17 protein-coding genes are annotated in these 25,260 nt (G+C 43.1%); 11 read left to right on the forward strand and 6 right to left on the reverse strand.

Annotated features, from left to right (window positions below; all coding sequences use genetic code 11):
- Positions 1 to 152 precede the first annotated feature (152 nt).
- Positions 153 to 2,090, forward strand: a complete 1,938-nt coding sequence (locus MHH86_RS10090) for an FAD-dependent oxidoreductase (protein ID WP_342479711.1) — start codon at positions 153 to 155, stop codon at positions 2,088 to 2,090.
- A gap of 76 nt (positions 2,091 to 2,166) precedes the next feature.
- Here the strand turns inward: MHH86_RS10090 and MHH86_RS10095 are convergent, their stop codons facing one another.
- Positions 2,167 to 2,583 (reverse strand): helix-turn-helix domain-containing protein, encoded by a 417-nt coding sequence (locus MHH86_RS10095; RefSeq protein ID WP_036679291.1) that lies wholly within the window; start codon positions 2,581 to 2,583, stop codon positions 2,167 to 2,169.
- Between the two features lie 135 nt (positions 2,584 to 2,718).
- On the opposite strand from MHH86_RS10095, the gene MHH86_RS10100 reads away from it, so the two are divergent.
- Positions 2,719 to 3,195 (forward strand): DUF2798 domain-containing protein, encoded by a 477-nt coding sequence (locus MHH86_RS10100; protein WP_036679295.1) that lies wholly within the window; start codon positions 2,719 to 2,721, stop codon positions 3,193 to 3,195.
- A 99-nt stretch (positions 3,196 to 3,294) separates the two neighbouring features.
- Here MHH86_RS10100 and MHH86_RS10105 read toward each other — a convergent pair whose 3' ends face one another.
- Complete coding sequence (locus MHH86_RS10105; RefSeq protein ID WP_036679297.1) at positions 3,295 to 4,236, reverse strand: MerR family transcriptional regulator; 942 nt, start codon at positions 4,234 to 4,236, stop codon at positions 3,295 to 3,297.
- A 246-nt stretch (positions 4,237 to 4,482) separates the two neighbouring features.
- Between MHH86_RS10105 and MHH86_RS10110 the strand changes: the two genes are divergently transcribed.
- Positions 4,483 to 6,378 (forward strand): methyl-accepting chemotaxis protein, encoded by a 1,896-nt coding sequence (locus MHH86_RS10110; protein ID WP_342479712.1) that lies wholly within the window; start codon positions 4,483 to 4,485, stop codon positions 6,376 to 6,378.
- 521 nt (positions 6,379 to 6,899) lie between these two features.
- Here MHH86_RS10110 and MHH86_RS10115 read toward each other — a convergent pair.
- Both MHH86_RS10115 and MHH86_RS10120 read right to left on the reverse strand, forming a co-directional pair.
- Entirely contained in the window at positions 6,900 to 7,787 is an 888-nt protein-coding gene (locus tag MHH86_RS10115; RefSeq protein WP_340889716.1) for an NAD-dependent epimerase/dehydratase family protein, read from the reverse strand.
- 472 nt (positions 7,788 to 8,259) lie between these two features.
- Positions 8,260 to 9,276 (reverse strand): RNA polymerase sigma factor, encoded by a 1,017-nt coding sequence (locus MHH86_RS10120; protein WP_051491062.1) that lies wholly within the window; start codon positions 9,274 to 9,276, stop codon positions 8,260 to 8,262.
- A 183-nt stretch (positions 9,277 to 9,459) separates the two neighbouring features.
- Between MHH86_RS10120 and clpP the strand changes: the two genes are divergently transcribed.
- Together clpP and MHH86_RS10130 are read left to right on the forward strand one after the other, a co-directional pair.
- Positions 9,460 to 10,041, forward strand: a complete 582-nt coding sequence (gene clpP / locus MHH86_RS10125; RefSeq protein ID WP_036679301.1) for an ATP-dependent Clp endopeptidase proteolytic subunit ClpP — start codon at positions 9,460 to 9,462, stop codon at positions 10,039 to 10,041.
- Positions 10,042 to 10,062: 21 nt separating this feature from the next.
- On the forward strand, positions 10,063 to 10,269 hold the full coding sequence (locus tag MHH86_RS10130) for a hypothetical protein (RefSeq protein WP_036679303.1): 207 nt from the start codon (positions 10,063 to 10,065) through the stop codon (positions 10,267 to 10,269).
- A gap of 48 nt (positions 10,270 to 10,317) precedes the next feature.
- On the opposite strand, the gene MHH86_RS10135 is transcribed toward MHH86_RS10130, so the two are convergent.
- A complete protein-coding gene (locus MHH86_RS10135; RefSeq protein WP_076107495.1) occupies positions 10,318 to 11,325 on the reverse strand; it encodes a LacI family DNA-binding transcriptional regulator in 1,008 nt (335 codons plus the stop codon).
- Positions 11,326 to 11,587: 262 nt separating this feature from the next.
- Here MHH86_RS10135 and MHH86_RS10140 point away from each other — a divergent pair, with 262 nt between their 5' ends.
- On the forward strand, positions 11,588 to 13,336 hold the full coding sequence (locus MHH86_RS10140; RefSeq protein ID WP_081383590.1) for an alpha-glucosidase: 1,749 nt from the start codon (positions 11,588 to 11,590) through the stop codon (positions 13,334 to 13,336).
- A gap of 240 nt (positions 13,337 to 13,576) precedes the next feature.
- Positions 13,577 to 17,179 (forward strand): M14 family metallopeptidase, encoded by a 3,603-nt coding sequence (locus tag MHH86_RS10145; protein ID WP_051491063.1) that lies wholly within the window; start codon positions 13,577 to 13,579, stop codon positions 17,177 to 17,179.
- Positions 17,180 to 17,248: 69 nt separating this feature from the next.
- Here MHH86_RS10145 and MHH86_RS10150 read toward each other — a convergent pair whose 3' ends face one another.
- Positions 17,249 to 19,126, reverse strand: a complete 1,878-nt coding sequence (locus MHH86_RS10150; protein ID WP_340939785.1) for an LTA synthase family protein — start codon at positions 19,124 to 19,126, stop codon at positions 17,249 to 17,251.
- 304 nt (positions 19,127 to 19,430) lie between these two features.
- On the opposite strand from MHH86_RS10150, the gene MHH86_RS10155 reads away from it, so the two are divergent.
- From MHH86_RS10155 to nspC, 4 genes are all read left to right on the forward strand, one after another.
- The gene (locus MHH86_RS10155; protein ID WP_036679308.1) at positions 19,431 to 20,402 is read left to right on the forward strand and encodes a DUF4830 domain-containing protein; all 972 of its coding nucleotides are present in this window, start codon (positions 19,431 to 19,433) and stop codon (positions 20,400 to 20,402) included.
- 43 nt (positions 20,403 to 20,445) lie between these two features.
- Complete coding sequence (locus tag MHH86_RS10160) at positions 20,446 to 21,939, forward strand: stalk domain-containing protein (protein WP_051491064.1); 1,494 nt, start codon at positions 20,446 to 20,448, stop codon at positions 21,937 to 21,939.
- A 658-nt stretch (positions 21,940 to 22,597) separates the two neighbouring features.
- Entirely contained in the window at positions 22,598 to 23,797 is a 1,200-nt protein-coding gene (locus tag MHH86_RS10165) for a saccharopine dehydrogenase family protein (protein ID WP_036679313.1), read from the forward strand.
- 10 nt (positions 23,798 to 23,807) lie between these two features.
- Complete coding sequence (nspC, locus tag MHH86_RS10170) at positions 23,808 to 24,944, forward strand: carboxynorspermidine decarboxylase (protein ID WP_036679316.1); 1,137 nt, start codon at positions 23,808 to 23,810, stop codon at positions 24,942 to 24,944.
- Positions 24,945 to 25,260 lie beyond the last annotated feature (316 nt).

A 25,260-nucleotide genomic window follows, 5' to 3' on the forward strand; every position in this document is an offset into this window, starting at 1 on the left:
GGACAAGAATTGGACATTGACCTTGGTGCTGCACCAATGTTTATACTTCGGTATATAGCTTGGCAACGTTCGGTAGATATGTATAGATATGAATGTGAAAAATATCACGTTATTGGCGAGCTATAAGATATTAGATACTGGGGGAGAAGAGAATGCGCAACAGAAATTTCACCAAGAAAATGCTCATGTTAACTTTTTGTATGGTGCTGATCGTTTCCATGCTGAGCGGATGCAAAGGAAATGGGGAGTCGGCAAATTCGTCATCATCATCTTTTAAAGCCGGTACATTCGCTGGGGAAGCGGAAGGCAAAGAAGGCGTGATTAAAGTAGAAGTCACTATGGATGAGCCAGATAAAATTAAAGATATCAAGATCGTAAGCCAGTCAGAAACGGGTGGTCTAGGCGATAGTGCACTTGAAAAAATAAAAGATCAAATTCTGGAGGGACAAACCTTGGCAGTAGATGCTGTTAGTGGTGCGAGTCTTTCCAGTGAAGCAATGCTCGCGGCCGTTGAAGATGCCGTAACCAAAGGTGGAGGAAATCTGGAAGTCCTCAAAGCCGATGGCGTGCAAAAAGCGGGTGAAGGTAAAACGGAAAAGCTTGAATCAGACGTAGTGGTAGTAGGCGCCGGTGCATCTGGTGTGTCCGCAGCGGTAACTGCTGCTGATAAAGGTGCCAAGGTTATTATTATCGAAAAAACAGGAGTTATCGGGGGAGCAAGTAATCTATCCTGGGCTGGTAAGTTCTATAATTCTTCCGCAGCTACTGACAATAATCTTAAAGTAAATGTGGAAAAAGAAATTGCCGATTGGATTGTCAACAATCACTGGAGAGTTGACGCTGCAGCGATTAGACAATACGTAACGAAATCCGGTGAAACTTATGATTGGTTAGCAGAAAAAGGGTATAAAACCAGCTTCCTGAACTTCTTCGGAGAGCAGCTGCATGTACTGCCAGCTTATGAAACCCGTGAAGAGACCCTTCGGAAAATGTTGGCTGAATCGGTTGAACAAAAGGGTGGACAAGTGATCACTGAAACCACTGCCAAAAAGCTGATTACCAATGAAGCAGGAGAAGTTACAGGTATTGTGGCTGAGAAATCAGACGGGACTACTCTTGAAATCACAGCAAAAAGTGTCGTAATGGCAACAGGCGGTTATGCCGCAAATTCGGAAATGGTTAAAGAAGCTTTTGGCTTTGAAGGGGTTAACGGAGGACTAGGTCAGAACGTTGGGGAAGGTCTGAAGATGGCTTGGGAAGCAGGAGCCAAGGTTCCTGATAACTTCGGTGGACAGATGCTGCACCAAACATTAGCCAGAGCAACACAAGGACTAAAAGCACAATATGAGCCTTTTGAAGCAAGTTATCCGCTGATGTTGACATATCTGCCTAACTTCATGAATGTCAGTTCTTCCGGAGCACGTTTCAGAGATGAAGCAGCTACATTAACATCGGTCGCCGCAGCTAATACGAGTGCATTTAATGGTGCTTATCATATGGTTATCGTATCAAAATCACAATTGGCTGCTCTTCAGTCCAATGGGATGAAAGGTGTTAACGCACCAAGCCTGCCAGGAATGCCACCAGAATTTTATGCCGAATTTGCAGATCAATTCACGTTAGAGAATCCATGGGTAAATGCAGAAAAGGTCTTTGATTCTATGGTAGAAAACGGAGATGGCTTCAAAGGAAATACAATCGAAGAATTAGCAACAAATGCAGGTATGGATGTAGATGTGTTTGTAGAAAATTACAATAGTTATAAAGAAGCTACAAAAACTGGTGTGGATACTGAATTTGGTAAAGCTGCTGATTATTTAGAGCCAATGGGCGAAGAAGGACCATATTATGCCATCGTCGCTGAAATCAACAACTTGGGTTCTGTAGGTGGCTTGCTGGTAAACACTAAGTTCCAAGTGCTAAATGATAAACGTACACCAGTAAAAGGATTGTTTGCTGTAGGGCTTGAATCGGAAGGCGTATTATTCAACGATACCTATGTTGGCAATGGGGTTGGAATTGGTTATTCCTTTACCTCAGGTCGTCTAGGTGGAGAGAGCGCGGCAAACAGTGCTTTGAAAGCTAATTAACGACAATTTCCCGGAAAATAATTCAATCTTTTTAAAGACGCAGAGTAGACAACTCTGCGTCTTTTTTTGCTGGAGATTAGAGCCAATCTTCTTTTAGCAAAGATTTAAGAAGCTCTACATTTGTTACTCCTAGCTTGGCAGCGATCTGCTGCTCTAATTCAGTTTTGGTGATCATCATTCTGTTATTGCATTCTATTCCCTTTGGAGTGAGGACAATATTTTTGTCACGCTGATTTCCTTCGACTTCAACGGCTTCGACATAACCACGGGATAACATGCCTTGAATGCTTTTATGCGTGCCCTGTCTTGAAATATGAATTATTCTACTGATTTCTGAGATCGATAACATTTCTCGGGCCTCAAGAACTGCAAGAATGTGGGATTCGGTCTTATTAATTTGATCCGGGTCTTTGTCTGTCACTATTTTACGTAAAGCTAGATGCTTCTCACTGAGTAAATCGATCAGGTTCATTTTTTGCAGCTGCTTATTCATTAGAACACTCCTAAATCATGGCTCGTTTATCCCAGTATAAGACATTTGCGAATATTGTCAACTTGGTTGACTTGATTTGAGAATTTGTGTTATTGTAATCCAAGTTGACAATATAGAGATAAAAGGAGCTTGAAGATGGGAAGAAACAAAAAAGAAGCATTTTTATTTACGTTCATCATGTGTTTTTTGATGGTGCTGGGTATGAGTATTTACAATGTAGCACTAATGGAGGGTTGGTCAGGCACGTTAGTTAAGGATGTGATTGTCGGCTACTTGCCTGCATTTATAGTTGCACTCATTCTAGATGTATTTGTTGTAGGCAAGGTTGCGAAGGGGATCGCGCATAAGCTGGTTAAAGAAAATGATCCGATGATCAAAAAAATCATGTTCATATCCTTTTTTATGGTGACCGGAATGGTATTGTTCATGTCCTTCTATGGCGCAGTTCTCCATGTTGGATTTTCTGCTGAACTACCAAGAGCTTATCTGTCTGCCATAGGTAAAAATTTTATTTTTGCACTTCCACTGCAGATCATTTTAGTTGGGCCGCTTACACGATTTATTTTTGTGAAAATTACTCCAGCTGTGTCTGCGCAGGGAATAAATCAATAGAAGCAATGTACAACAAAACGCTCTCCGTCTGCCCGAATAAGCAGATGAGAGCGTTTTGTTTTTTTAAAGATTAGAAACGTTTATCTATGGCTCGCTCATTTACGCAAGCGCGTGAACTCTCTTTTTTACAGGTTCGAGTAGATTTAGGGCATACTCATTTCCGCTACCTTTGGGACTATCGTTACGGATATGCTCCTCAAGACATAATCTGGAATTGTGATCCGCTTGATAATCAGGATGAGTATCCAGATACCCCATTAGGGCTTGCCATGAGCCGTAGATATCATCAGTGCTTTCTGTCAGAGCATAGAGGCCGCCGTCGAGCCGCATTTCCTTTAGATGAGCTGGTATCTTCACATTTTCCGGAATTGAGGCACAGAATCCATATCCGTAAGGTTTATTCTCACCAGTTGGATGCGGGTTCGTATTGCCGCCAAAAAGCCGTGCTGTGCCTAATAGTTGACTAGCTTCCAGCCATTCATTAACTGGGATCATAGCCTCATCTTCTGGAGAGGTACTAACCGCAACATTGTAGGCAAATCTCATAGCTGGAAGAGTAATGAATCTTACATGAATAGGGGTAGAGTGATTAATAGTTGGCATAGATATAACCTCCTCAGTTTTAGTCATACCATCCGATGGATTGCATGACTTTTCGTTTAGTTCAGATAATAATTGATTTGTAATGGGTTCCTCGATATGGGCAGATATCCACTGTAAAAAGAGATGTATTTCACCTTCTCTATTTGTTAGTTCTGTTTTTTGATTGTGAATAGAAGCCGCTTGCTGGCTGAGCGCTTCATACATGGACTGAACGGACATATGTTTAAGCACAGTTCCAATATCCTTGATGCTAATATCCAGCTTTCTTAATAATGAGGTAACCCGAATGGCGAGTATTGCTTTCTCATCATAAATCCGCCAGCCAGAGCTGCTATCCCGCTTACTTTCAAACAATCCTTGAGCTTCCCAGTGACGCAGAGTCCGACTCGTCAGTCCGAATTGCGCAGAAAGCTTATCAATGGTAACAAATCCGCTCATAGACAACTCCCGTTTCATAGTTTGATAAGGCGCCTTATGTGGATTATTTTAGCATTTAACGTTACGTCAATTGCAAGGAGAATTAATGATTGGGTATTCGAGATAATTTACATTTCTCATACAAAACATTGTCCAGTATTTAACGTCCAGCTTCTACAATCAAGATATTGGTAGAATGTACCTATTGCAATATGAGGCTTTATACGGAGGATGATATTGTTGAAAGCTAGGTCTATGCATCTAACTATGAAATGGAAGTTGATTTTGAGTTTTTCCGCCATTGTTCTTTTCTTTTTGGGAGTAGCGTTTTATCAAAACCATAAAATCAGCCAAGTGGAGATTTCTATGGAAACGCAAAAAGCTGAGATGGAAAAACGAATTACCGTGTCATTAATTACGCAGCTGCTGCAGGAAATGAATGCGGTAGAATCTTCGTTAGCGGGTTCGAGTGATTTGGAGTTCGTCCAACCCTTTAAGGACAAGCAAACAAAGCTGACTAAAGAGTTGGCGACGGTGGATTTTGCGGCAGATTCGCCGGCATTTAAAGAGTTAGAACAATTACATAGTCAGATTGGGGAATATACGGGATATTTTGACGAATTGGTAAAGACCATAGAAGATGAGCAGCTCGATCCCATGAGTGTGCTGGAACAAATCGATGAATTACATACGAAGGCTACAGCGTTGAGTGAAGTCATGCTAGTGACTAATGAAAAGTTGTATACGGCAGCAGCAGAAAATGCAGAAAAAGCACAGGATTATTCTTTTGATCTGCTTAATCTAACCACCTCTATAGTTGCTTACGCAGCTGTGCTAGTGTTTATTTTCACATTAGTGATTGCGGTTATGCTCATACGTTCCTTCCTGAATCCTATCCATAAACTGCAAGTGGCTCTGCGAAAAATTGCAGAAGGAGATTTGCGTCAGCAGATTAACTCACCTTACAACGATGAGTTGGGCAGTTTGAGTCATCATTTTGATCATATGGTGGAGCGGGTCCGGGAAATGCTTCAGCATACCCAGTCAGTAGCCTCTTCGCTGGCAACTTATTCGCATTCTTTTCAAGAATCTTCATCTATAACGGCGCATACGAATCAAGATATCGTAAGCACTATACAGGAAATTTCGGTAGGCGCAGAACAGCAGGCAGGACAATCCGAGCAGAGCGCTGGCCTGATTCAGGAGCTGGAACGTGAAGTGAATGAGATCACGGAGTATACCGAGGTTATGCTGGCTACCAGTCAAACGGCTAATCACAATACTCGTAAAGGATCTGAATCCGTCATCGCCCTCCGGGAGGTGTCTGAGCATTCGCGAGAATCTGTTAATAAAGTATATCTGGCTTTAACCAAACTGAGTGATCAATCAAAGGACATCTCGCGCATCACTAAATCCATAACAGATATTTCTAATCAGACCAATATTCTCTCACTTAACGCAGCAATTGAAGCAGCCCGGGCAGGTGCCTACGGAAAAGGGTTCGCTGTCATCGCTGATGAAGTAAGACAATTATCTGTACAGACCAAAGAGTCCTCCGTACATATCAGTCAGATTATTAGCGAGCTGCAATCCGGGATGGATGAATTCCAGCAATATATGCTGGTGACCAAAGGAAATCTTGAGGAACAGGATCATAAAGTGGCTGAAACGTTGTCCTCTTTTGAAGCGATTGATCAATCTATTGTGGAGATTAGTAAACAGATTGGGCAAATTCACGACAAAGTGGATATGACGCAGACTATGAACCGTAGACTCGCAGAGTCTGTGCATGCCGTCGCGGCCATCGCCGAGGAAACTGCGGCAGGGGTGCAAGAGGTGAACGCCTCCAGCGTACAGCAGGATCATGCTATCCGTGATATAGCCCGTCAAGCCATTGAGATTAATGAAATTTCGCAGAATTTATTTAAAGAAATCAATATTTTTAAGATTGATTCAGATGGGGACGATGGGGTCAGCGATGAAGGGGACAGGGATACAAAGCATGCTGGCACTCCAGAAGCTGGGGACACATTAGGAGACGCATTAGGAGATGATACATTAGGTGCTGGCGATCCTCCAGATGATAGCGGTACTCCAAATGATGGTGGTACACCAAATGCAGACGCTTCTAAAGAGGGGTCTTATCTGACAATCTCTGCGTAGCTCAGCGGGAATTGGCATTCGTAGCGTAAGGTGGAATAGGGAATAGAGAATAGAGAAGAGAGAAGAGAGAAGAGAGTAGAGAGTAGGGAGTAGGGAGTAGGGAGTAGGGAGTAGGGAGTAGGGAGTAGGGAGTAGAGTAGAGAGTAGAGAGTAGAGTCCAGAGATTAGAGTTTATAGAATAGAGTTTAGAGATGAGAGGCTAAAGTTTAGCGCTTAGTGAGGTTCTATCTGCCGTTTTGATTTTAAGTGTATTTTATACAACTAAAAAGGTTTGTATTTAGCTTGATTAGGGTTTAGTTGTATTTAGTGCAGCTATTTCGAGCTGAAAAGGGGATAGCGGCTGTTTAGTGGGGATTTAATTGCATGAAATACAACTAAAACCAGGTGGGAGTGCACATACCTGAAAATAGTTGTATAGAGTGCAATTAACTCAACGCATAATTGTGATTTGTTGCATAAAGAAGCTGGCTCCTTCGTGGGAGTATCCACGAATGAGCCAGCTTTTTTATGTAGAAATATAATTAGTCCTCGTAAGTTTGATTTAGGGTGCTAACTAACTCTGGGAGCCAGTCGCTTAGAGTGAGAAACTTGTATCCCTCCGATTGAGCTTTAGCTGTATCCATAAACCAGGATTGTGTGATCCCGAATGGAGAATTATGCGCATCCGCTGTTTCGCTTTGAATGACGGCTTGTTTTCTGGTCTCTTTTTCAATCAGCGAGATAAGCTCCTTAATACTAACCGTACCGTCTGAGCAAGCGTTGAGAGGACCCGTCACCGTCGAGTTGCCGAGCCAATACAGAAAATTAGCGGCTTCGTCCGAACGGATAAAACAAATATTTGCATCTGGATTCGGAATCCCGATGGGCAGTTTATTACGTACATGTTCAATATGAAAATGGAGTCTTCGTGTATAATCGTCAGTTCCCAGAACAATCGGAAAGCGGACAGCGGCTACAGGGAAGTTAGCTTGTTGGATAAGGACGGCTTCCGCCAGTCTTTTCCCCTCCTGATAGGTGAAGTCATTTCGTCCTCCATAACGAATAGGGTGCGTTTCAGGATCGAACACCTCTTCCGTCAGCGCTTGCTCACTGAAATCATAAACAGATAAACTTGAAGTCAGTATGTAACGTGTGGTTTTGCCGTCAAAAATACGGCGCGCCTGATCCGCTTCATCAGGTGAAAAACAAATATTATCGTAAACTACATCCCAACTCGTATCACCTAATGCTTGAGCGAAGGCCTCCGGTTGAGACCGATCCACCTGTATCCGGTGAACGAGATCGCCAAAAGGGTCGCTTGTTTCCCCGCGCGTTAATATGGTTACTTCGTTCTTAGAATCCTCAAGCAGACGCTCGACCAAACGTTTCCCAAAAAAGCGTGTGCCGCCTAAAATAAGAATCTTCCTCATCAACCTCACTCCTTGATTGCTATTAATGGTTATTAAAATGACTGTTTATTGGTTTATGTGAAGCTTCTGATTCATTGTAGAGAAGCGGCGGGATCAGCCAGATCAGCAGCAATGTATTGAGTTTTGAGTGATACAAATTGGACTAACGGGAAAGAGTTAGTTTGATTGTACTTCGTGCAATAGAATTCGTATTAGAGTGGAGAAAATTTGATCCTATTGCACTCTATACAATCAATGGATGATCAAGTGGCATTAAACTAGCTTTTCACCAGAATCTATTGCAGAGATTGCAGCAGATTCAATTTTTGCGGCTAGGACGGCGGATTCTGTTGTACAATATGCAACGTTTGTAGCTAGTTACCACAAACAGCCCAAATGTTAATTACACATTAAGCACACTAATCACAATTATATCTGTTCGTTTTTAACGTAACGAGACACTTAGCTGCCCGAAATCGAGCTTAACGAAAAACTACGCCACCATACACATTCCTGGCGTGGTATAATTCCAGCTGTTTGAACTGAATCCACCAGCTTGGAAGGTCTGGAAGCCTTGCAAGCTTTGGCTCGATACCGCCATTACAGGTTCCTGACTTTCGTCCGCAAATACAAGCTCGATCAGCTCGGCAATTTCCCCATGTTCATACGCGGCTGCAAGGCGGGTCAAGACAATCTGCATGGCTGTGTCCTGTGGTAAGGAAGGACCATCGGCCTGAAGCAGCTCTTGTCTTACGAGAGGAAGGGCTTGCCGGGCTCGGTGCAGAGCGGCTTTTATTGCCCCTTCTGTGGTATCGAGAATCTCGGCAGCTTCCATTGCAGAGTGTCCCAACACATCTCGAAGCAGGAACACCGCCTGCTGCAGCGGAGATAAATGCTCCTGTAGTGCTTGAAAAGCAGCTTCAATCTCAAATGAACCATACTCCGCAGAGGCCTCAGTGGGGGACTGATCCAGCTCCAACACTCGTGACAAGGTGGCTTTTCGCCGCAAGATATCAATCCATGTGTTTCGGGCAATCCGAAAAAGCAATGCCTCAGGATTTGGGTGATTTGTAGAACTTGTATGATGAGTAGAATTTGTAGGAATCGTAGAATGCATTGCAGATTTTGCAGATCTTGTAGATGGTGCAGTCTTAGATGGCGTTACAGCCTTAGCAGACGTTGCAGCCTTAGAAAACGTATAGTTCATTTGATTAGTTTGATTAGTTTTAAGTTTTTCATTGGCTCCATTTGCTCCATTAGCCTTATCATTTTCAATGGTTTCTTTATTTTGTTTAACTTCATTCATTGGACTGTTCCCATTATTTGCGCTCGTTGAGTTCGAAGTCTTCATATAACCTAGAGCCTTGACCCATGTATCCTGAGCTAAATCATCGGCATCCCACGGGGATTGTGTCAATGCAAGACAATATCGCTTCAGAGCTATCTGCAAAGACCTGCTGTTACTTTCATCCGGCTCATCTCCGGTGCTAAGCTTCTCAAGGATGATCACTCTGCATAACTCCTTTTCCAGTAAGGTGATTTCGATTACTTCTAATAATAAACGAATGAGCAGGAAATTAAGATACGCAATTTTAAAAAATAAAAATTCTCACGCCTAACGTATCCTATCCCCGTATTAATCCGTTTACAGGGTAGATTTCAAAACTCTAAAACAGATGGAGGTCGAATACGGATGGCGTACGTTCCTTATGTAGTCGAACAAACGAATCAAGGTGAAAGATCTTACGATATTTATTCGCGGCTGTTGAAGGACCGGATAGTGTTCGTAGGTGCGGAAATTGAGGATCAGCTGGCTAACAGTATTGTTGCCCAGTTATTGTTTTTATCAGCAGAAGATCCGGATAAAGATATACACATGTATATCAATTGTCCAGGTGGCTCTATCACCGCAGGCTTCAGTATTTATGACACGATGCAGCTTATTAAGCCTCCGGTGAATACCATTTGTACAGGAATGGCGGCTTCTTTTGGTTCTTTGTTGTTATTGGCTGGGGCCAAAGGGAAACGTTATGCCTTGCCGAATAGCGAGATTATGATTCATCAGCCGCATGGTGGGGCGCAGGGGCAAGCTAGTGACATTGCGATCAGTGCCAAACGTATTTTGAAGGCAAGGGAAGTGCTTGTGCAAATTACAGCGGACCGAACTGGGCAGACGGTAGAGAAGGTACTGCAAGATATGGATCGAGATTATTTCATGTCAGCCGATGAGGCGGTTGAATACGGAATTATCGATAAGGTCATCACAAATCTCTAAGACGAAGGAGTGAAGAAGGCTATGCTGGAGGTTTTGCAGGGAAAAGAGGTAACAATCTATTTTGTGGATGGCTCCAACGCTACAAAAGGAGTGCTGGAAACGGTAAGTGAAAATTTCGTCAAATATCGGACGGATTTTGAAGAGTTTTATATTCCAATCAGCTCGATCTGTTCTATCTCTCTAGATACCAAAACGCGTGAACGAGCCAAAGTAGGGTTCACACAATAACATCAACAACATCATCTGTATAAAAAAGGGTTAGGAGCTCCCCAGCTCCTAACCCGTACTTTCCCGAATAGCCAAATAATGAGCCACATTTGCATGATGCGGCACAACGGTCTCCCCTTTAATCAGCTTGATTAAGGTTCGGGTGGCGGTCATCCCAATCTCCGTTCCAGAGTATTCAACCGAGGAAAGCTTAGGTCGAACGATAGAGGCAATGAAGCTGTTATCAAAACCGAACACGGCGACATCAGCTGGCACCCGTAGACCGTTATCGGTTAAATGATTCATGGCTCCAACTGCCATCCAATCTGTAGAGCAAAACACCGCAGTAGGTAACTCCCCGCTATCCATAATTCGGCGCATGGCGTCGCTCCCATCTTCGACGGCCATCGCACTTTCTACTACCCATTCTTTCCTTAAGGTTATGCCTGCATCCATAAGGGCTTGTAGATAGCCTTTATACCGATCCCCACCCACCGCATTATCTCCCGAGCCGCGAATCATAGCGATTTTGCGATGACCTTTTTGAATCAGATAAGTAACAGCTTCATAGGAGGCAGTTATATTGTCCAGATGAACGGAAGGAATCATATCCACCTGCGATTGTTGCCCGACAAGCACGCAAGGTGTATTTGAGCTGCGGATGATCTCCAGATGTTCATGGTTTGGAATTGAACCCACAAATATATTTCCTTCCGTCCCAATACGCTGGAACATCTTCAAATAGTGTTGTTCACTTTCTGCACTGCCGTCCGTTAATCCGACCATAATGTCGTATCCATACAAATCCGCAAGATCGCGAATACCAACATTGAAGTCATCCAGTACAGTGTTGCTATTCTGCGGAATGATCACACCGATCAGCTGTGTATTAGCTTTGTCCGTTTCAAGGCCGATGACATTCGGACGGTAGTTGGTTTGTTTAATAGCTTCCAATACTCGTTTACGGACATCTTCGTTTACTGGTTTGCTGTTATTGATTACCCTGGACACCGTAGAAATCGAAACGTTCGCCATTTGGGCTATATCTTTTATCTTTACCTTCAAGAAGATCACCATAACTTTCCATATGATTCACTTGGTGTTTCAACTCTCGCAAGCATATCACGGATAGCTTCAAGAATCCAAAAGATTGTTGTTGACCTAGGAAATAAAAGGTCCTATAATGATCGCTGTAGGAAAATTATTTCCTTGAAAAAAGCTTTTTTTGAACGATAAAGTTGGATTTTTGCTAAAAACAATAACTGAATTATTAATTTTAATGAATTTAGGGAAAATATTTTCCTATGAAGGGTATATGAATACGAAGGAGCTGCATGCATTGAACAGAACATGGTGGAAAGAAGCCACGGCGTATCAAATTTACCCACGGAGCTTTATGGACAGCAATGGTGATGGTGTAGGGGATCTGCAAGGAGTCATTTCTAAACTTGATTATTTGCAGGAGCTTGGCATCAATGTCATTTGGATCTGTCCTATTTATAAATCCCCAAATGATGATAATGGTTATGATATTTCGGATTATCAGGATATTATGGCGGAGTTCGGCAGCATGGCCGACTTTGATCAGCTGCTGCACGAGGTTCATGCACGAGGCATGAAGCTGATTCTGGATCTAGTGATTAATCATACTTCGGACGAACATCCATGGTTTGTTGAAGCACGTTCAAGCAAGGATAATCCGAAGCGGGATTATTATATTTGGAGTGATCCTAAGGACGGGAAGGAGCCGAATAACTGGGAGAGTATTTTCAGCGGTTCGATTTGGGAGCTTGATCCCGCCACAGAGCAATATTTTATGCATGTATTTTCCAAAAGACAGCCAGACCTCAACTGGGAGAATCCTGAGGTGCGCCGTGAATTGTATAGCATGGTCAACTGGTGGCTGGACAAAGGAATCGACGGCTTCCGGGTGGATGCCATTTCACATATTAAAAAAATCACCGGACATCCCGATCTGCCGAATCCACAGAATCTTCCGTATGTTCCGTCTGGCGATGGTCACATGAACCGTGAAGGGATTCACGATTTCTTGCAGGAGCTCAAGCAGGAGACGTTTGACCGATATGACATCATGACGGTTGGCGAAGCGAGTGGTGTAAATGTTGATCAGGCGGAGTCGTGGGTGGGTGAAGAGCAAGGCAAATTTAATATGATTTTTCAATTCGAGCATTTAGCTCTTTGGAATAAGAGTGTGACAGGTGGATTGGATGTTTTGCAGCTAAAATCAGCTCTCTCCCGTTGGCAAAAAGGTCTTGAGGGCAGAGGCTGGAACGCATTGTTCATCGAAAATCACGACCAGCCGCGTTCAGTTTCTACTTGGGGAAATGATGGCCAGTATTGGAAAGAGTCAGCTAAATCGTTGGCTACGATGTATTTCCTGATGCAGGGAACACCATTTATTTATCAAGGTCAAGAAATTGGGATGACCAATGTAAGATTTGAATCAATGGATGATTACGATGATGTGGCGATGAAGAACTTGTACCGTTTGGAGACTGAAGCCGGTAAAACACATGAGGAAGTCATGGAGGTAATCTGGAAGAACGGCCGGGACAACTCTAGAACACCAATGCAATGGAGCGACTCTGAAAACGCTGGTTTCAGCAGCGGCAAGCCATGGATGAAGGTGAATCCGAATTATACGGAAATCAATGTGGAGCGGGCGAAGCAGGACCCTTATTCCATCTATCATCATTACAAAAAGCTTATCGCTCTTCGGGCTGCTAATCCCGTTACTGTTTACGGGACTTATGATCTCATTTTGCCTGAAGATGAACGTATTTATGCTTATACTCGGACGCTTGGAAATGAAAAACTGCTGGTCATGTCTAACCTGACAGCAGAGGAAGCACTGTTTGACCTTCCATTTGATTTGGAGTTTGATACTAGTGAATTGCTCTTGCATAACTATGAGGTTGATCCTGCGGAGCCGATTGAGACTGTCGCATTACGGCCTTACGAGTCCCGTGTGTATATGCTGGTTAACGCACCTGTAGAGCAAGAGGGTAGCAGTGAACTTGTACCTGCACAAGAGTTAAGTGAAGCTTCTTTTCCAGAAACCGTTTAATATATTTATTGTAATTCAAAGCGTTCGGTTATCCGGGCGCTTTTTTTTGTTGCGGTAGTGTAGGACTCTTGCACAAAATGAATACGCTTACCTAGGCGAGTCGTATAAAAATATTATTTTTTCTATTATTTTTGTTTCCAAAATTAATAGAATACTATATTATGTTATGAATACAGATTCATATAAGTGTATATTCATTCAATTCGGGGTGAAAGTAGACAAAATTATAGGAGGTAAAAAATGTCCAAGAGAATACTATCTTTATTACTAGCTTTTACACTTATGATGTCGGGTCTGCTTCCAGCTGCATATGCAGGTGAAGTTGCAACCGAAATTAACCCGCAGGCGGTTGTTGCTCCGGTTTCTACGGAGAACGCAGCTGATCCAGAGGTGCTTTCTTCAGAACAAACTACGGTAGCGACTGCTGTCTATGAACAAATAGCGGCGACAGTTTCCACTGAAGTATACAAAGCTTCTATGACGGAAGCTAGAACATTAGAATTGACTTTAGATCTTCCTGATGGGGCATCGCCTCAAGATATCATCTGGAATTTTGGCAGAACGGCGGAAGAGATGAAGCCGCTGGCAGAGTGGAAAAAATGGAATAAAGATGCGAAAGATTATTCAGGTAATCCTTTCGTAACAGTGACATATGAGCCGATCTCAGGTTCAAAAGTAAAGGCTTTAATTCATTTTGATTTGCTGTACGGAGAGAATCTCTCACTAACGGGTATACGTGCAGAGTACGTCAAACGAGTGGGAATTTATAATCTAATCGGGACATTACCTGCTGGAGATGTGCTGGTAGAGCAGCAAGTCAAACTAAATCCATATGAAACCTATCATACATATGATGAGATTAAACCCGCGATCGATAGGATTACTGCTGAAAGCAATAATAAATATGATCGATATGTAGAGTATCAGCAAATTGGGACCTCAACTCAAGGTCGTGCCATTCATTTCTCTATTGTTGCTAAGGATAAGTCCTCAGTAGATCAATATTTGAACGAGACCTTACCGCTTATGATGAATGATCCTGAAGCCCTGCAAAAGAAAATTAACGACGGGGATCTGCAGAATTATAAGGTACCTATTTGGTTGAATAACATTCATGCCGATGAAGCCAATGGTGTCGATGTAATCATTAAGTTTTTGGATACGCTGATGACACAGCAAATTGTCACCTATGATACCACTGATGAGAATGGAAATCCGAAAAAGGTTGTTCTGAACATCGACGAAGCGCTTGACCATGTGATTTTTCTGCTTGATTATGTAGAGAATCCTGACGGTCGCGCGTTAAACACGCGTCAAACTTCAACACTGCTTGATCCAAATCGGGACAACTCTTACCAGACGCAACCTGAGACACAAGCGGTAACTGCACAAATTGCTAAGTGGACGCCGCTTACCTTTTTGGACATGCATGGATTTGTAAGTGGCTTCTTGATTGAGCCTTGCACACCACCTCATGATCCTAACATTGAATATGATCTTGTAATGCCAAGTATGCTTGAGCAAGCAAATGCCATGGGTAAGGCGGGAATTGCTAATACTAAATATGATTCCTACCATATCCCTTATGAAGAATACGAAAAAACACAACAGGATCCGAACTATAAAGGAACGAATGCAACAGGTTGGGATGATGCTTCACCAGCCTACACAGCTGTATATGCCATGCATCAAGGAGCACTTGGGCATACCATTGAAGTGCCTGAATTGAATGAAGATTCACTGGATGCCTTTTATTATGCGGCTTTGGGGGCAACCGATTATGTGATCAACAACAAGCAGGAACTGTTCCTGAATCAATTGGAAATCTTCAAACGGGGTATCCAAAATGAGAATACTAATGCTGCTGTTAAAGATTATCTAATCAATGCACAAAATGAGTCTATTGGACGTCCAGGGGTAGAGGAAAATACGAATTTCTTCCCTGAGTATTACATTCTTCCGGTTGCAAAAGATTTGCAAAAAAATGATCTGGAAACCTACAAAATGGTTCAGTACCTATTACGTAACAATGTGAAGGTAGAACGGACAACAACCAGTGTAACTGTAGATTCCGTAGTCTATCCGGCTGGAACCTATGTGGTGAATATGCATCAAGCCAAAAGAGGTTATGCGAATCTTGTCTTGTATGATGGACTAGATGTCTCGGATTTTAATGAGATGTATTCAGATACGGTACAGAATTTCTCGGCTATGCGTGGTTTTGACCGATATATTAGCCGTTCTGTAGGAGCATTCACTGGGAAGACAGAACAGGTTAGCAGTGTAACGATCCCTAGTACGAATCTGGATCAATCTCCGTTCGAGCAAAATTATGTCATTAAAAACAGCAACAATGATGCCATAAAAGCTGTGAATGAGCTGCTAGCCAATCATAAGGCAGTAACATTGCTGGAGAATGGGGGGACGGGTTACGAGAAGGGAAGCTTCCTTGTTTCCAGATCCAACCTTAGAACGGTATCGTCTAAATATCTGCTGGATATTGTTCCGTTTAGTGCTTCAGAGAACAGAACGGGTAAATTGCTTAAGGCTCCTAAGGTAGCTATTGCAGGAGCGACTGCATTTATGCTGAAGGATCTTGGATTTAACGTAACTACGGATACAGTGGCAGCAGATGTTCTAATCAATTCGGGAACGAATCTGATTGCTGCAGGCAAACCATTTATCGGTTATGGAAGAACGATGCTGAAAACTGTTAAAGGGCTTAAGGTCCTCCCTGGGCTGGACTATTCAACTCCGGTCAATAAGGATGGCAAAGAAGATGCTCATGAGGGATTGTTTAAGGCTGAGGTCTCTCAGGACAATGTAATTACAGCGCCTTATGCCGATAGCGAATACCTCTACACGGTTTCCGCGGCTTATATTACGAAAGTGCCTGAAGGCGCAGAGATCTTGGCGAAATACGGATCAGGAGCTGACTTTTTCAAAGCAGGCTGGTGGCCGAATAACGAGGCTGCACAAGACCAAATATTGGCGCTTACTTACAATACAGACAACATTCATGTGACGTTATTTGCGAATGATCTGATGAATAAATATCATCCGCAAAATCAATTCAGATTGCTTGCCAATTCAATCTATGCTGCTGCTCCAGCGGCGACTGAAGAGGACGGTATGGATAACGGGGTGAATGAACAAGAGCCAACAACACCTTCGACACCGTGGCAGCCATCTGTAACATCAACACCTGCACCGACCGTGCAGCCGTCTGCAACACCAACGCCAGCTCCAACTCCAACTGTGCAGCCGTCTGCAACACCAAACCCAATAGGTTCAAACTTCACGGATCTAGGTAAGGTAGCGTGGGCAGCATCGGCGATTAAAGAGCTGGCGGCAAAAGGGATTCTGCAAGGGGTGAGCGATAATACCTTTGCTCCGCTTAAAGAGGTGACGCGTGCCGAGTTTATTACCATGATCGTGCGAGCTTTTGATCTGCTTGATGTGAAATCATCCGCTACCTTCAGTGACGTGAAAGCTTCTGACTGGTCTTACGGATACATTGCATCCGGGGTCAAGAACGGATTGATTAACGGTGTAGGCAACGGAAAGTTTGATCCTAACCGTGCAATTACACGCGAGGAAATGGCAATCATTGTATCCAACGCACTTAAGAAATTTAAAGGCAAGTCGGTAAGTGATACAAATGCCGCTTTGGTTAACTTTAAAGATCAGGCAACAATCGCTGCTTACGGTAAAGAAGCGGTGGCATTACTAACACAGGAAGGTATTGTGCAAGGTCTGACTGCGGATACCTTCGGTCCTAAAAATATTGCCAACCGTGCTCAAGCAGCAGTGATTATCGATAGGATGTTGAAGCTTAATTAAGGTTTAGGTTCTTATAAAAAAATGCAAAAATGCCCCTCAGCTATTTGGCTGAGGGGCATTCTTTTATAGTTACTCTGCATTATCCGTAGATGGTAAATCCGGCAGTTGTTGAATGTAGCTGTTAGACATATTTAGAAGCCGCTGAACGGCGTCAAATTGTTCTTTTGTCGAACCGCCCTCTGTTTCAGAGCCATCGATTAGATTAAAGTTGTCTCCATCATCGTAATCGACACCAGTCAAATACATGCTTGTGTCATTAATGAAAGAGCCGGTAGGCAAAAAGTGTCTGACAGGGAGCATGTTGGTCTGTTGGTTCATCAGATCTTCTCCGAAGTAGAGCTGATCTTTCATTGAAATCCCTAACAGGTTAGCTACAGTTGGCATAATGTCGATCTGGCCGCCAGTTTGGCTGTAGACCGTAGGTTGACCTACCCCTGGCGCATGTACGATGAAAGGAACGTTGAACATATCGGTATAACCATATTCGTGACCGACCATTTCTTCCATTAACGATTTCTCGTTGCCATCAAGGGAATATAGCGATACACCCTGATGGTCCCCGTAAAAGACAATGACGCTATCATCCCATAGACCACTGGACTTTAATTGATCCAGAAATTGTCCCATTGCATAATCTGCGTAATTTTGAGCTAGAATATAGTTGCCAACTAGGGTACCTTCATACCGTTTAGGCAGCGTCATTTTATTTTTTGACTCTGGCATTTTATAAGGGTGATGAGCACTCATAGAAATGACCATTGCATAAAAAGGATCATCTTTAGCATCCATTTTGACTAATTCAGGCACAGTCTTGGCATAGAGTACCTCATCAGAAGCACCGAATGCGATATGATCACCATCCCCATAGAACGCTTGATCGTAATACTTATCAAAGTCTAGGACTTTGTATAGAGTTTTGCGGTTCCAGAATTCTACGCTATTGGTGTGAAAGGTTGCTGTATTATATCCATTAGCTTTCATCAGCTTAGGCAGGCTCGGAAGCGCCTTATCCATATAATTGGATGAAGTGGCTACCTCGTGATGAGGAACGTACAACGAAGTATTCACCACAAATTCAGCATCCGAAGTTGTTCCTTGCCCGGCATTAGTATAGAAGTTATTGAAATAATGTTCGCTTTTCAAAAGCTTATTTAGATTGGGTGTTACTTCCTGTCCGTCAATGCTCAGGTCCAGCAAAAAGTTCTGAAAAGATTCCATTTGTACCACGATTAGATTTTTACCTTGAGCTGCCGCCCAGTACTTCGGTGAGACAGGCTCTGTAATTCCTTTGGTCTCGTTAATGGATGGTTGCGTGATTTCTTTGCTGTCGATTATTTCTTCTGTTTCCCTTGTATCGGCAAAAATAGTATAGACCTCGTAATTAAGAATCCCCATACTCTCCGCTTTTTTGTTCTCGTTCATACTGGCATGATTCGGCCAAACATTAAAGACACAAACTGCTAAGGAAACACTGATGATCCCAAACAAAGCGGTCCGGTTCATGCGGCGGTTCATACCTCTTTCTTTCCAGATCGCAATATATTTCGGACGGAACATAAAAAACATGAACACTACAATATCCACAAAAATGAACAAATAGTAAGGGTCCAGCAACGAGTATGTGCTTTCTCCCACCTTAGTTACTTTATCTGCTTGTTCCAAGGCATGATAAGTAGCAATTACACCGTAATATTTGTAATACATTAGGACGGCGAAATATATGACTGAAATCAATAGGTTGGCTATCATGTAATACAGAAATTTTCGTTTGGAAGCCATCCATTCAATAAGTCCAAATACGATAAAGAAAAATGGGATCTCTGTCAGCAGCATGCTCCAGTTAGGACCGTCGCTAAAAACTACGAACCAGGCCACTGCGCATTTTAGCAGCAGGACGAAGCTAAAGACTAGGAAGGGTTTGTTTTTTATATCAAAATCTTTTTTCACTCGTTATCATCCTCTCTGATGCAATTACACCAAGGTCCTGCATATACCTGTATTTCATGGAAATCCGTTGCAATATGCCGAAGCTTATTATGCTCCCGAAGTTATCAAGTGTCAAAAGGTGGACGAGAGTCCTAGAGTGAAGCAACAAGCGATTTATGCCGCATAAGCAGGTAAAATCAACGCCAATCCCAAACTACAGGGTCCTATGCGTATAAAATGATTTTAATAATTTCCAGTTTCCCGCAACTTTGTATAATATTCCTCAGTCTAAATATAGAGGAGTGATTAGAGAGGCGGGAATTAGATGACCCAGCGGCAGTTCATAACGATGGTAACGATTTGTTTTCTTGTGCTCTTAAATTCAGGTTGTAATCAAGGGGAGAACTCCATTGGTGTGGAGCCTTCTGGCTCTATAGCTTCAACGTCTGTACCACAGGTTCCCGAAGACTTTTTACTAACACTGGATTATAAAGTTCAGAACCATCCGGATACATTTGCAGTTGAGGTACCACAGAACTGGGAGGTTAAGCTGGGGGAGTATCCAGTGGGACTTTACTGGCGATTAGCGAATGAGTTCTCTAAAGATGCCGGATTGGATTTGACCCTCCTGAAGGGTGCCACGGTAGAGGTACAGCGGTATTCCTTAGTCGATGGTTTACCTGGTTCTGGCGAACAAAAAGAATTTTCTTATCCCTCGAATCTCGTTTTGCTTGTGCAATCAGGGAATACCGTTGGTGCGTGGCTGGAATTTAATATTCAAAGTATCGGCCCGTCTATTAAGAAGCGTAGCTTGACCGACATTACAGGACTTACATTTGAGGAGTGGACGGAGAGAGAAGGTTTGTTTGATGAGGAAGGTGAGAATGGTGACTTAGCCTCATTAGACCATTTCGAGCTGCTGGATGCTTTTTTTCAGGCTATTCAGGACGGTAATCATACCCGTGCCCGCGCATGTTTGAATCCTAATGCCTTACTCACTGCATTGACGGTTAACCGTCAAGCACATCAACTCTATAACCCGGGTTTTGGTGGTGAAAATGCTCTCAGTGAAAGTATTGTTGAGGCTAAGCCTACCTCTTATAAAGTGATGGATTATGATACTGGCTCTGAAATCAAAGACATCGGCGATCGCACAACGTTAAATATTGTGGTCGATCTGTATATGAAATCACTAAATCCTGTCTTTAATACCCCAGATGGCCGGGAAACTCGCTTTGCAGTGTTGACCAAACACGCTAACGGCTGGAAGATTGGAGGTTTTGGGACGGGACCGTGAGTTGTTGCGTTATCTATTTTTTAATAAAAAGGAGTGATCTCAAGTGTTTAAACAAAGCTTGATGTCAAAAGTGCAGGTAAGTCGGATTTGTAGAGTTGTTGTTGGGACTGTTCTTAGCTTGGCAATGGTTTCACCCTTAGTGGCAGCAGCAGATAGTGTTGTGAACCCAACTGAAGAAAAGAAATTATTGTCTGGCATCACCCAACTGGACGCTGGTGACAGAAGTGCCTATGCCATCACTGCGGATGGAACAGCCTGGGTGTGGGGTGGTGGGTACGGCTCTATTGGTAATGGGGCGACCACACCAGCGTATACTCCCGTCAAAATGCATATCGATCATGTAAAGCAAATCTCAGGTGGTTATCGCCATAACTTGATGTTGAAGGACGATGGAACAGTGTGGGCAGTAGGGGGGAACGAGCATGGACAACTTGGCATTGGAACACAGTCCTCTAAGATTCTTGTAGAGCCTGTTCAAGTGCAAGGGCTAACAGATGTGAAAGCTGTTTCTGCGGGGGGCACCTTTAGCTTAGCTCTTCTTAAAGATGGAACGGTCTGGGCGTGGGGAGGCAATGAACAAGGTGAACTCGGTGACGATTCGCGGAAAAACAAGCTAACCCCGGTGCAGGTGAAGGGACTACCCTCCGTCCTGTCTATAGCAGCGGGATCGAATAATTCAGTGGCTCTTGGTAATGGTGGAGAGGTATGGGTGTGGGGATCGCAGCAACCGCTGGGAACGCAAAAAGGCGTAATCTTAAAGCCTACGCTTATTAAAGGAAGCGGAGAATATAGAGCGGTTGATATGGATGGAGCCTATGGACTTTATGGGGCGGCATTGAGATGGGATGGTACAGTATGGATTTGGAATAATTACATAGATCCATATCTGGGAGAAGCTCTAAAGACTGTTCAGGTTCCAGGACTTACAGACGTCATTTCGCTGACAACAGATTCCGCAGTGAAGGCGGATGGGACCGTGTGGCAGTGGACGGTTGGCGATAAGAACAAGATTAATGTTACACAGTCTAAGGGTATTCAGAATGCAGTTTCCATTTCTAAAGGGAGCAGAAATCATTATGTACTCTTAAAAGATGGTCATGTCCTTGCCTGGGGAGCAAATGAATTTGGGCAGACGGGTCTGGGGGTCAGAGAGATCGAGGTGAATACGCCTCAGCTCGTGAAGAAATCTATTCAAGTATTGTTGAATGGGAATGAAATGGAACTGACTATGCCGCCACTACTAATTAATAATTCGACATATGTTCCTTTAAGAGGAGTCTTCGAGCAGATGGGAGTTAATGTTCGTTGGGATGTTCCATCGAGAGCTGTGGTCGCTGTAAAGGGATCTACAACTCTGATCTTGAATTCGGTAACTGGACAAACGACTGTTAATGGAAAGGTAATAGCAACAGATCAAAAACCGGTCTTCATTAATGATAGCGTTTATGTACCCCTCAGATTGATAAGCGAAATGCTGGGGGCGCAGGTAGAATGGGATGCAGATGCTTATGCAGTTCGAATAAATTCCAATAAATAAGTTGACTATTTATTAGAAGCTTTAGGCTGAATTCTCCTTCTGGGGAGTTCAGCTTTTTGCGTGGAAGGCAGAAGATTTAGAGGGAAATGCAATAACGGTAAACAAAGCGTACGCGATTTTGAAGAATGTGTGCGGGAATCTTTTCGAGGATTCTTTATACGGATGATGATGAATATTGGAAAAATGGGACAACTTATAATTATCCCAATGGTCGTTCAATTCTGGTCACGAAACGGATGGGCATAGCAACAACGATTAATATTGCGACAAAAACGGGTAAGAGTATATATTACGGCCTCTTTGTATTTGTTGCAGTGCTGTTGATCGGAATGGGTGGGAACTGTACGTCTTTACGCGGAGTTGAAAGGATGGTGAGGTTTTTCATTGATTTTAAAATAAATCGTATGAAGTATAACCCTCTTGTGATAGAATAATCTAGTTGCTCTAGTTTCTGAAAATCCACTCTGTTCCAGCAAAACACCTGATCTATACACGTGGATAATCGAGGAAATATGAGCATTTAAGAGTATTAACAAGATTTCTTAGAGATTTTACACAAAACACATCATTTTTTGTCGGTTTTTATTGATTTATTCAAAAATATTATGTATAATCAGCCTTGTTGATTTTGCAAATGGAATTTTAGGAGGTTTTTATTTTGGGAAAAGCGTTAATTATTGGCGCTGGCGGCGTAGCAAGTGTTGTTGTTCATAAATGCTGCCAGAACCCGGATGTATTTGAAGAGATCTGCATTGCCAGCAGAACTGTCGCGAAATGTGACGCTCTGAAAGATAAATTAGCCGGAGGCCGCACGAAGATTTCTACTGCTCAGCTCGATGCAGATAACACGGACGAAGTCATTGAACTGATCAAGAGCTTTGAGCCGGATGTCGTTATTAATGTCGCTCTCCCATATCAGGACCTGACGATCATGGATGCGTGCCTGGCAACAGGAGTGCACTATGTGGATACTGCCAATTATGAACCACAAGATACAGCGAAATTCGAATATTCCTGGCAGTGGGCTTACAAAGAAAGATTTGAGAAAGCTGGCCTTACCGCTTTGCTCGGCAGTGGATTTGACCCAGGTGTAACTGGCGTGTTCACGGCTTACGCGCAAAAACACTATTTTGACGAGATCCATACCATTGATATTGTAGACGCCAACGCTGGCGATCATGGATATCCATTCGCTACAAACTTTAATCCTGAAATCAATATTCGTGAAATTACAGCTAATGGCCGTTATTTCGAGAATGGCGAGTGGATTGAAACCGCACCACTTTCTGAGAAGAAGGTTTACGATCTTCCGGAAATCGGACCTAAAGATATTTATCTTTTGTACCATGAAGAGTTGGAATCCTTGGCTGTTAATATCAAGGGCGTGAAGAAGATCCGTTTCTGGATGACTTTCTCGCAGAACTACCTGACTCACTTGAAAGTGCTTGAGAATGTGGGTATGACTTCTATCGAGCCTATCATGTACGAAGGCAAAGAGATCGTTCCTTTGCAATTCTTGAAGGCAATGCTGCCTGACCCGGCTTCCCTGGGACCAAGAACAAAAGGTAAAACTAACATTGGATGTATCATCCAAGGTACTAAAGACGGTAAGCCAAAAACTTATTATGTATACAACGTTTGCGATCATGAAGAATGTTATGCAGAGGTTGGCTCCCAAGCCATTTCCTATACTACAGGCGTTCCTGCAATGATCGGAGCAATGTTAATTATAAAAGGAATCTGGAAGAAACCAGGCGTGTACAACGTAGAAGAGTTCGATCCAGATCCATTCATGGAAGCTTTGAATAAACATGGTCTGCCTTGGCAAGAAGATTTCTCGCCAACGCTGCTAGATTAAGGCGCGATTGATGGATATTGATATCAGCGTTGTCCCGTCACCATGTTACCTTGTAGATGAAAGATTGCTTACCCGCAATCTTGAGATTATGAATTCTGTACAAGAACGTACAGGAGCTAAGATTTTGCTCGCGCAAAAAGGCTTCTCAATGCACTCCTTGTATCCGCTAGTTGGCAAGTACTTGCATGGCGTAACTTCCAGCTCCTTATTCGAAGCCAGACTTGGCTATGAAAAAATGGGCAAAGAGGTTCATGTCTACGCACCAGCTTATGTGGAAAGTGAATTCGATGAGCTTCTTGAATACTCGGATCACATTGTGTTCAATTCTTTTGACCAGTGGAATCGATTCAAGGATCGTGTGAAAAATGCACCGAAGCATATCAGCTGCGGCATTCGGGTGAATCCGGAGTATTCCGAGATCGAAGTTCCGCTGTATGATCCATGCTACAATTATTCCAGAATGGGAGTAACTCTCCCTAACTTTAGACCTGAAGAGCTTGAGGGAATTGATGGATTACACTTCCATACCATGTGCGAACAAAATTCAGACACACTGGAGCGTACGCTCAAAGTAGTCGAAGAGAAGTTCGGACCTTATCTCAAAGGGATGAAATGGCTTAATTTTGGTGGCGGTCATCATATTACACGTCCCGATTATGATCTGGAGACCCTTGTCCGCTGCATTTTGCATATGAAAGAGACTTACGGTGTGGAAATCTATCTGGAGCCAGGTGAGGCCGTTGCGCTTAATACTGGATATTTGGTAGCTACCGTTCTGGATGTTATGCATAACGGTATGGACATTGCGATTCTTGATACTTCGGCTGAATGCCACATGCCAGATGTACTGGCTATGCCATACCGTCCGAACATTATCGATGCTGGACAACCTGGGGAATATCCTTATACGTACAGATTAGGTGGAATGACTTGCCTAGCCGGAGATGTTATTGGAGATTATTCCTTCAAGGAGCCTTTGAAATACGGCGATAGACTCGTATTCCTAGATATGGCGCATTATTCTATGGTGAAGAACCATATGTTTAACGGCGTGAATCTGCCAGCTATCGTCAGCTACAATGACGAAGAGGGAATTAAAGTAATCAAACAGTTCGCTTTCGAAGATTTCAGCGGACGTTTATCTTAATAGAATGATCTAAAAAGGTGTCCCTTCAGGGACACCTTTTTTGCTATGGTTCCAGTCCTTTGAATGCGCGATGACATCTAGGAAAAGAGGAGTGATCCTAAAGGACCGTATGGCAACTATTGTTGTTTATTAGCTCATTTAGCTAAGGTTATGGACTGTATAGCTCTTATTGGTCGGATAGTGACTATTATTAGGGCGCATTTGGTAGAATAGCTGCAACTGAGTCCGATTGTATGCTGAAACAGCCGATTTTTCGGAAATAGAGTCTCCTCGGTCCGATTCATCCTCGTGGGGAGAAGATAGATGTCGAACCGAT

It is taken from the genome of Paenibacillus sp. FSL F4-0097, from assembly GCF_038593125.1.
Lineage (GTDB): Bacteria > Bacillota > Bacilli > Paenibacillales > Paenibacillaceae > Paenibacillus_AQ > Paenibacillus_AQ odorifer.

What these genes read in the sequence shown, in the direction of transcription:
- MHH86_RS10105 (WP_036679297.1), bottom strand. Translation starts at nt 4,236, where the DNA reads ATGAGCGGATTTGTTACCATTGATAAGCTTTCTGCGCAATTCGGACTG.
- MHH86_RS10130 (WP_036679303.1), top strand. Translation starts at nt 10,063, where the DNA reads ATGCTGGAGGTTTTGCAGGGAAAAGAGGTAACAATCTATTTTGTGGAT.
- MHH86_RS10135 (WP_076107495.1), bottom strand. Translation starts at nt 11,325, where the DNA reads ATGGTGATCTTCTTGAAGGTAAAGATAAAAGATATAGCCCAAATGGCG.
- MHH86_RS10090 (WP_342479711.1), top strand. Translation starts at nt 153, where the DNA reads ATGCGCAACAGAAATTTCACCAAGAAAATGCTCATGTTAACTTTTTGT.
- nspC (WP_036679316.1), top strand. Translation starts at nt 23,808, where the DNA reads ATGGATATTGATATCAGCGTTGTCCCGTCACCATGTTACCTTGTAGAT.
- MHH86_RS10095 (WP_036679291.1), bottom strand. Translation starts at nt 2,583, where the DNA reads ATGAATAAGCAGCTGCAAAAAATGAACCTGATCGATTTACTCAGTGAG.
- MHH86_RS10110 (WP_342479712.1), top strand. Translation starts at nt 4,483, where the DNA reads ATGAAATGGAAGTTGATTTTGAGTTTTTCCGCCATTGTTCTTTTCTTT.
- MHH86_RS10145 (WP_051491063.1), top strand. Translation starts at nt 13,577, where the DNA reads ATGTCCAAGAGAATACTATCTTTATTACTAGCTTTTACACTTATGATG.
- MHH86_RS10155 (WP_036679308.1), top strand. Translation starts at nt 19,431, where the DNA reads ATGACCCAGCGGCAGTTCATAACGATGGTAACGATTTGTTTTCTTGTG.
- clpP (WP_036679301.1), top strand. Translation starts at nt 9,460, where the DNA reads ATGGCGTACGTTCCTTATGTAGTCGAACAAACGAATCAAGGTGAAAGA.
- MHH86_RS10100 (WP_036679295.1), top strand. Translation starts at nt 2,719, where the DNA reads ATGGGAAGAAACAAAAAAGAAGCATTTTTATTTACGTTCATCATGTGT.
- MHH86_RS10115 (WP_340889716.1), bottom strand. Translation starts at nt 7,787, where the DNA reads ATGAGGAAGATTCTTATTTTAGGCGGCACACGCTTTTTTGGGAAACGT.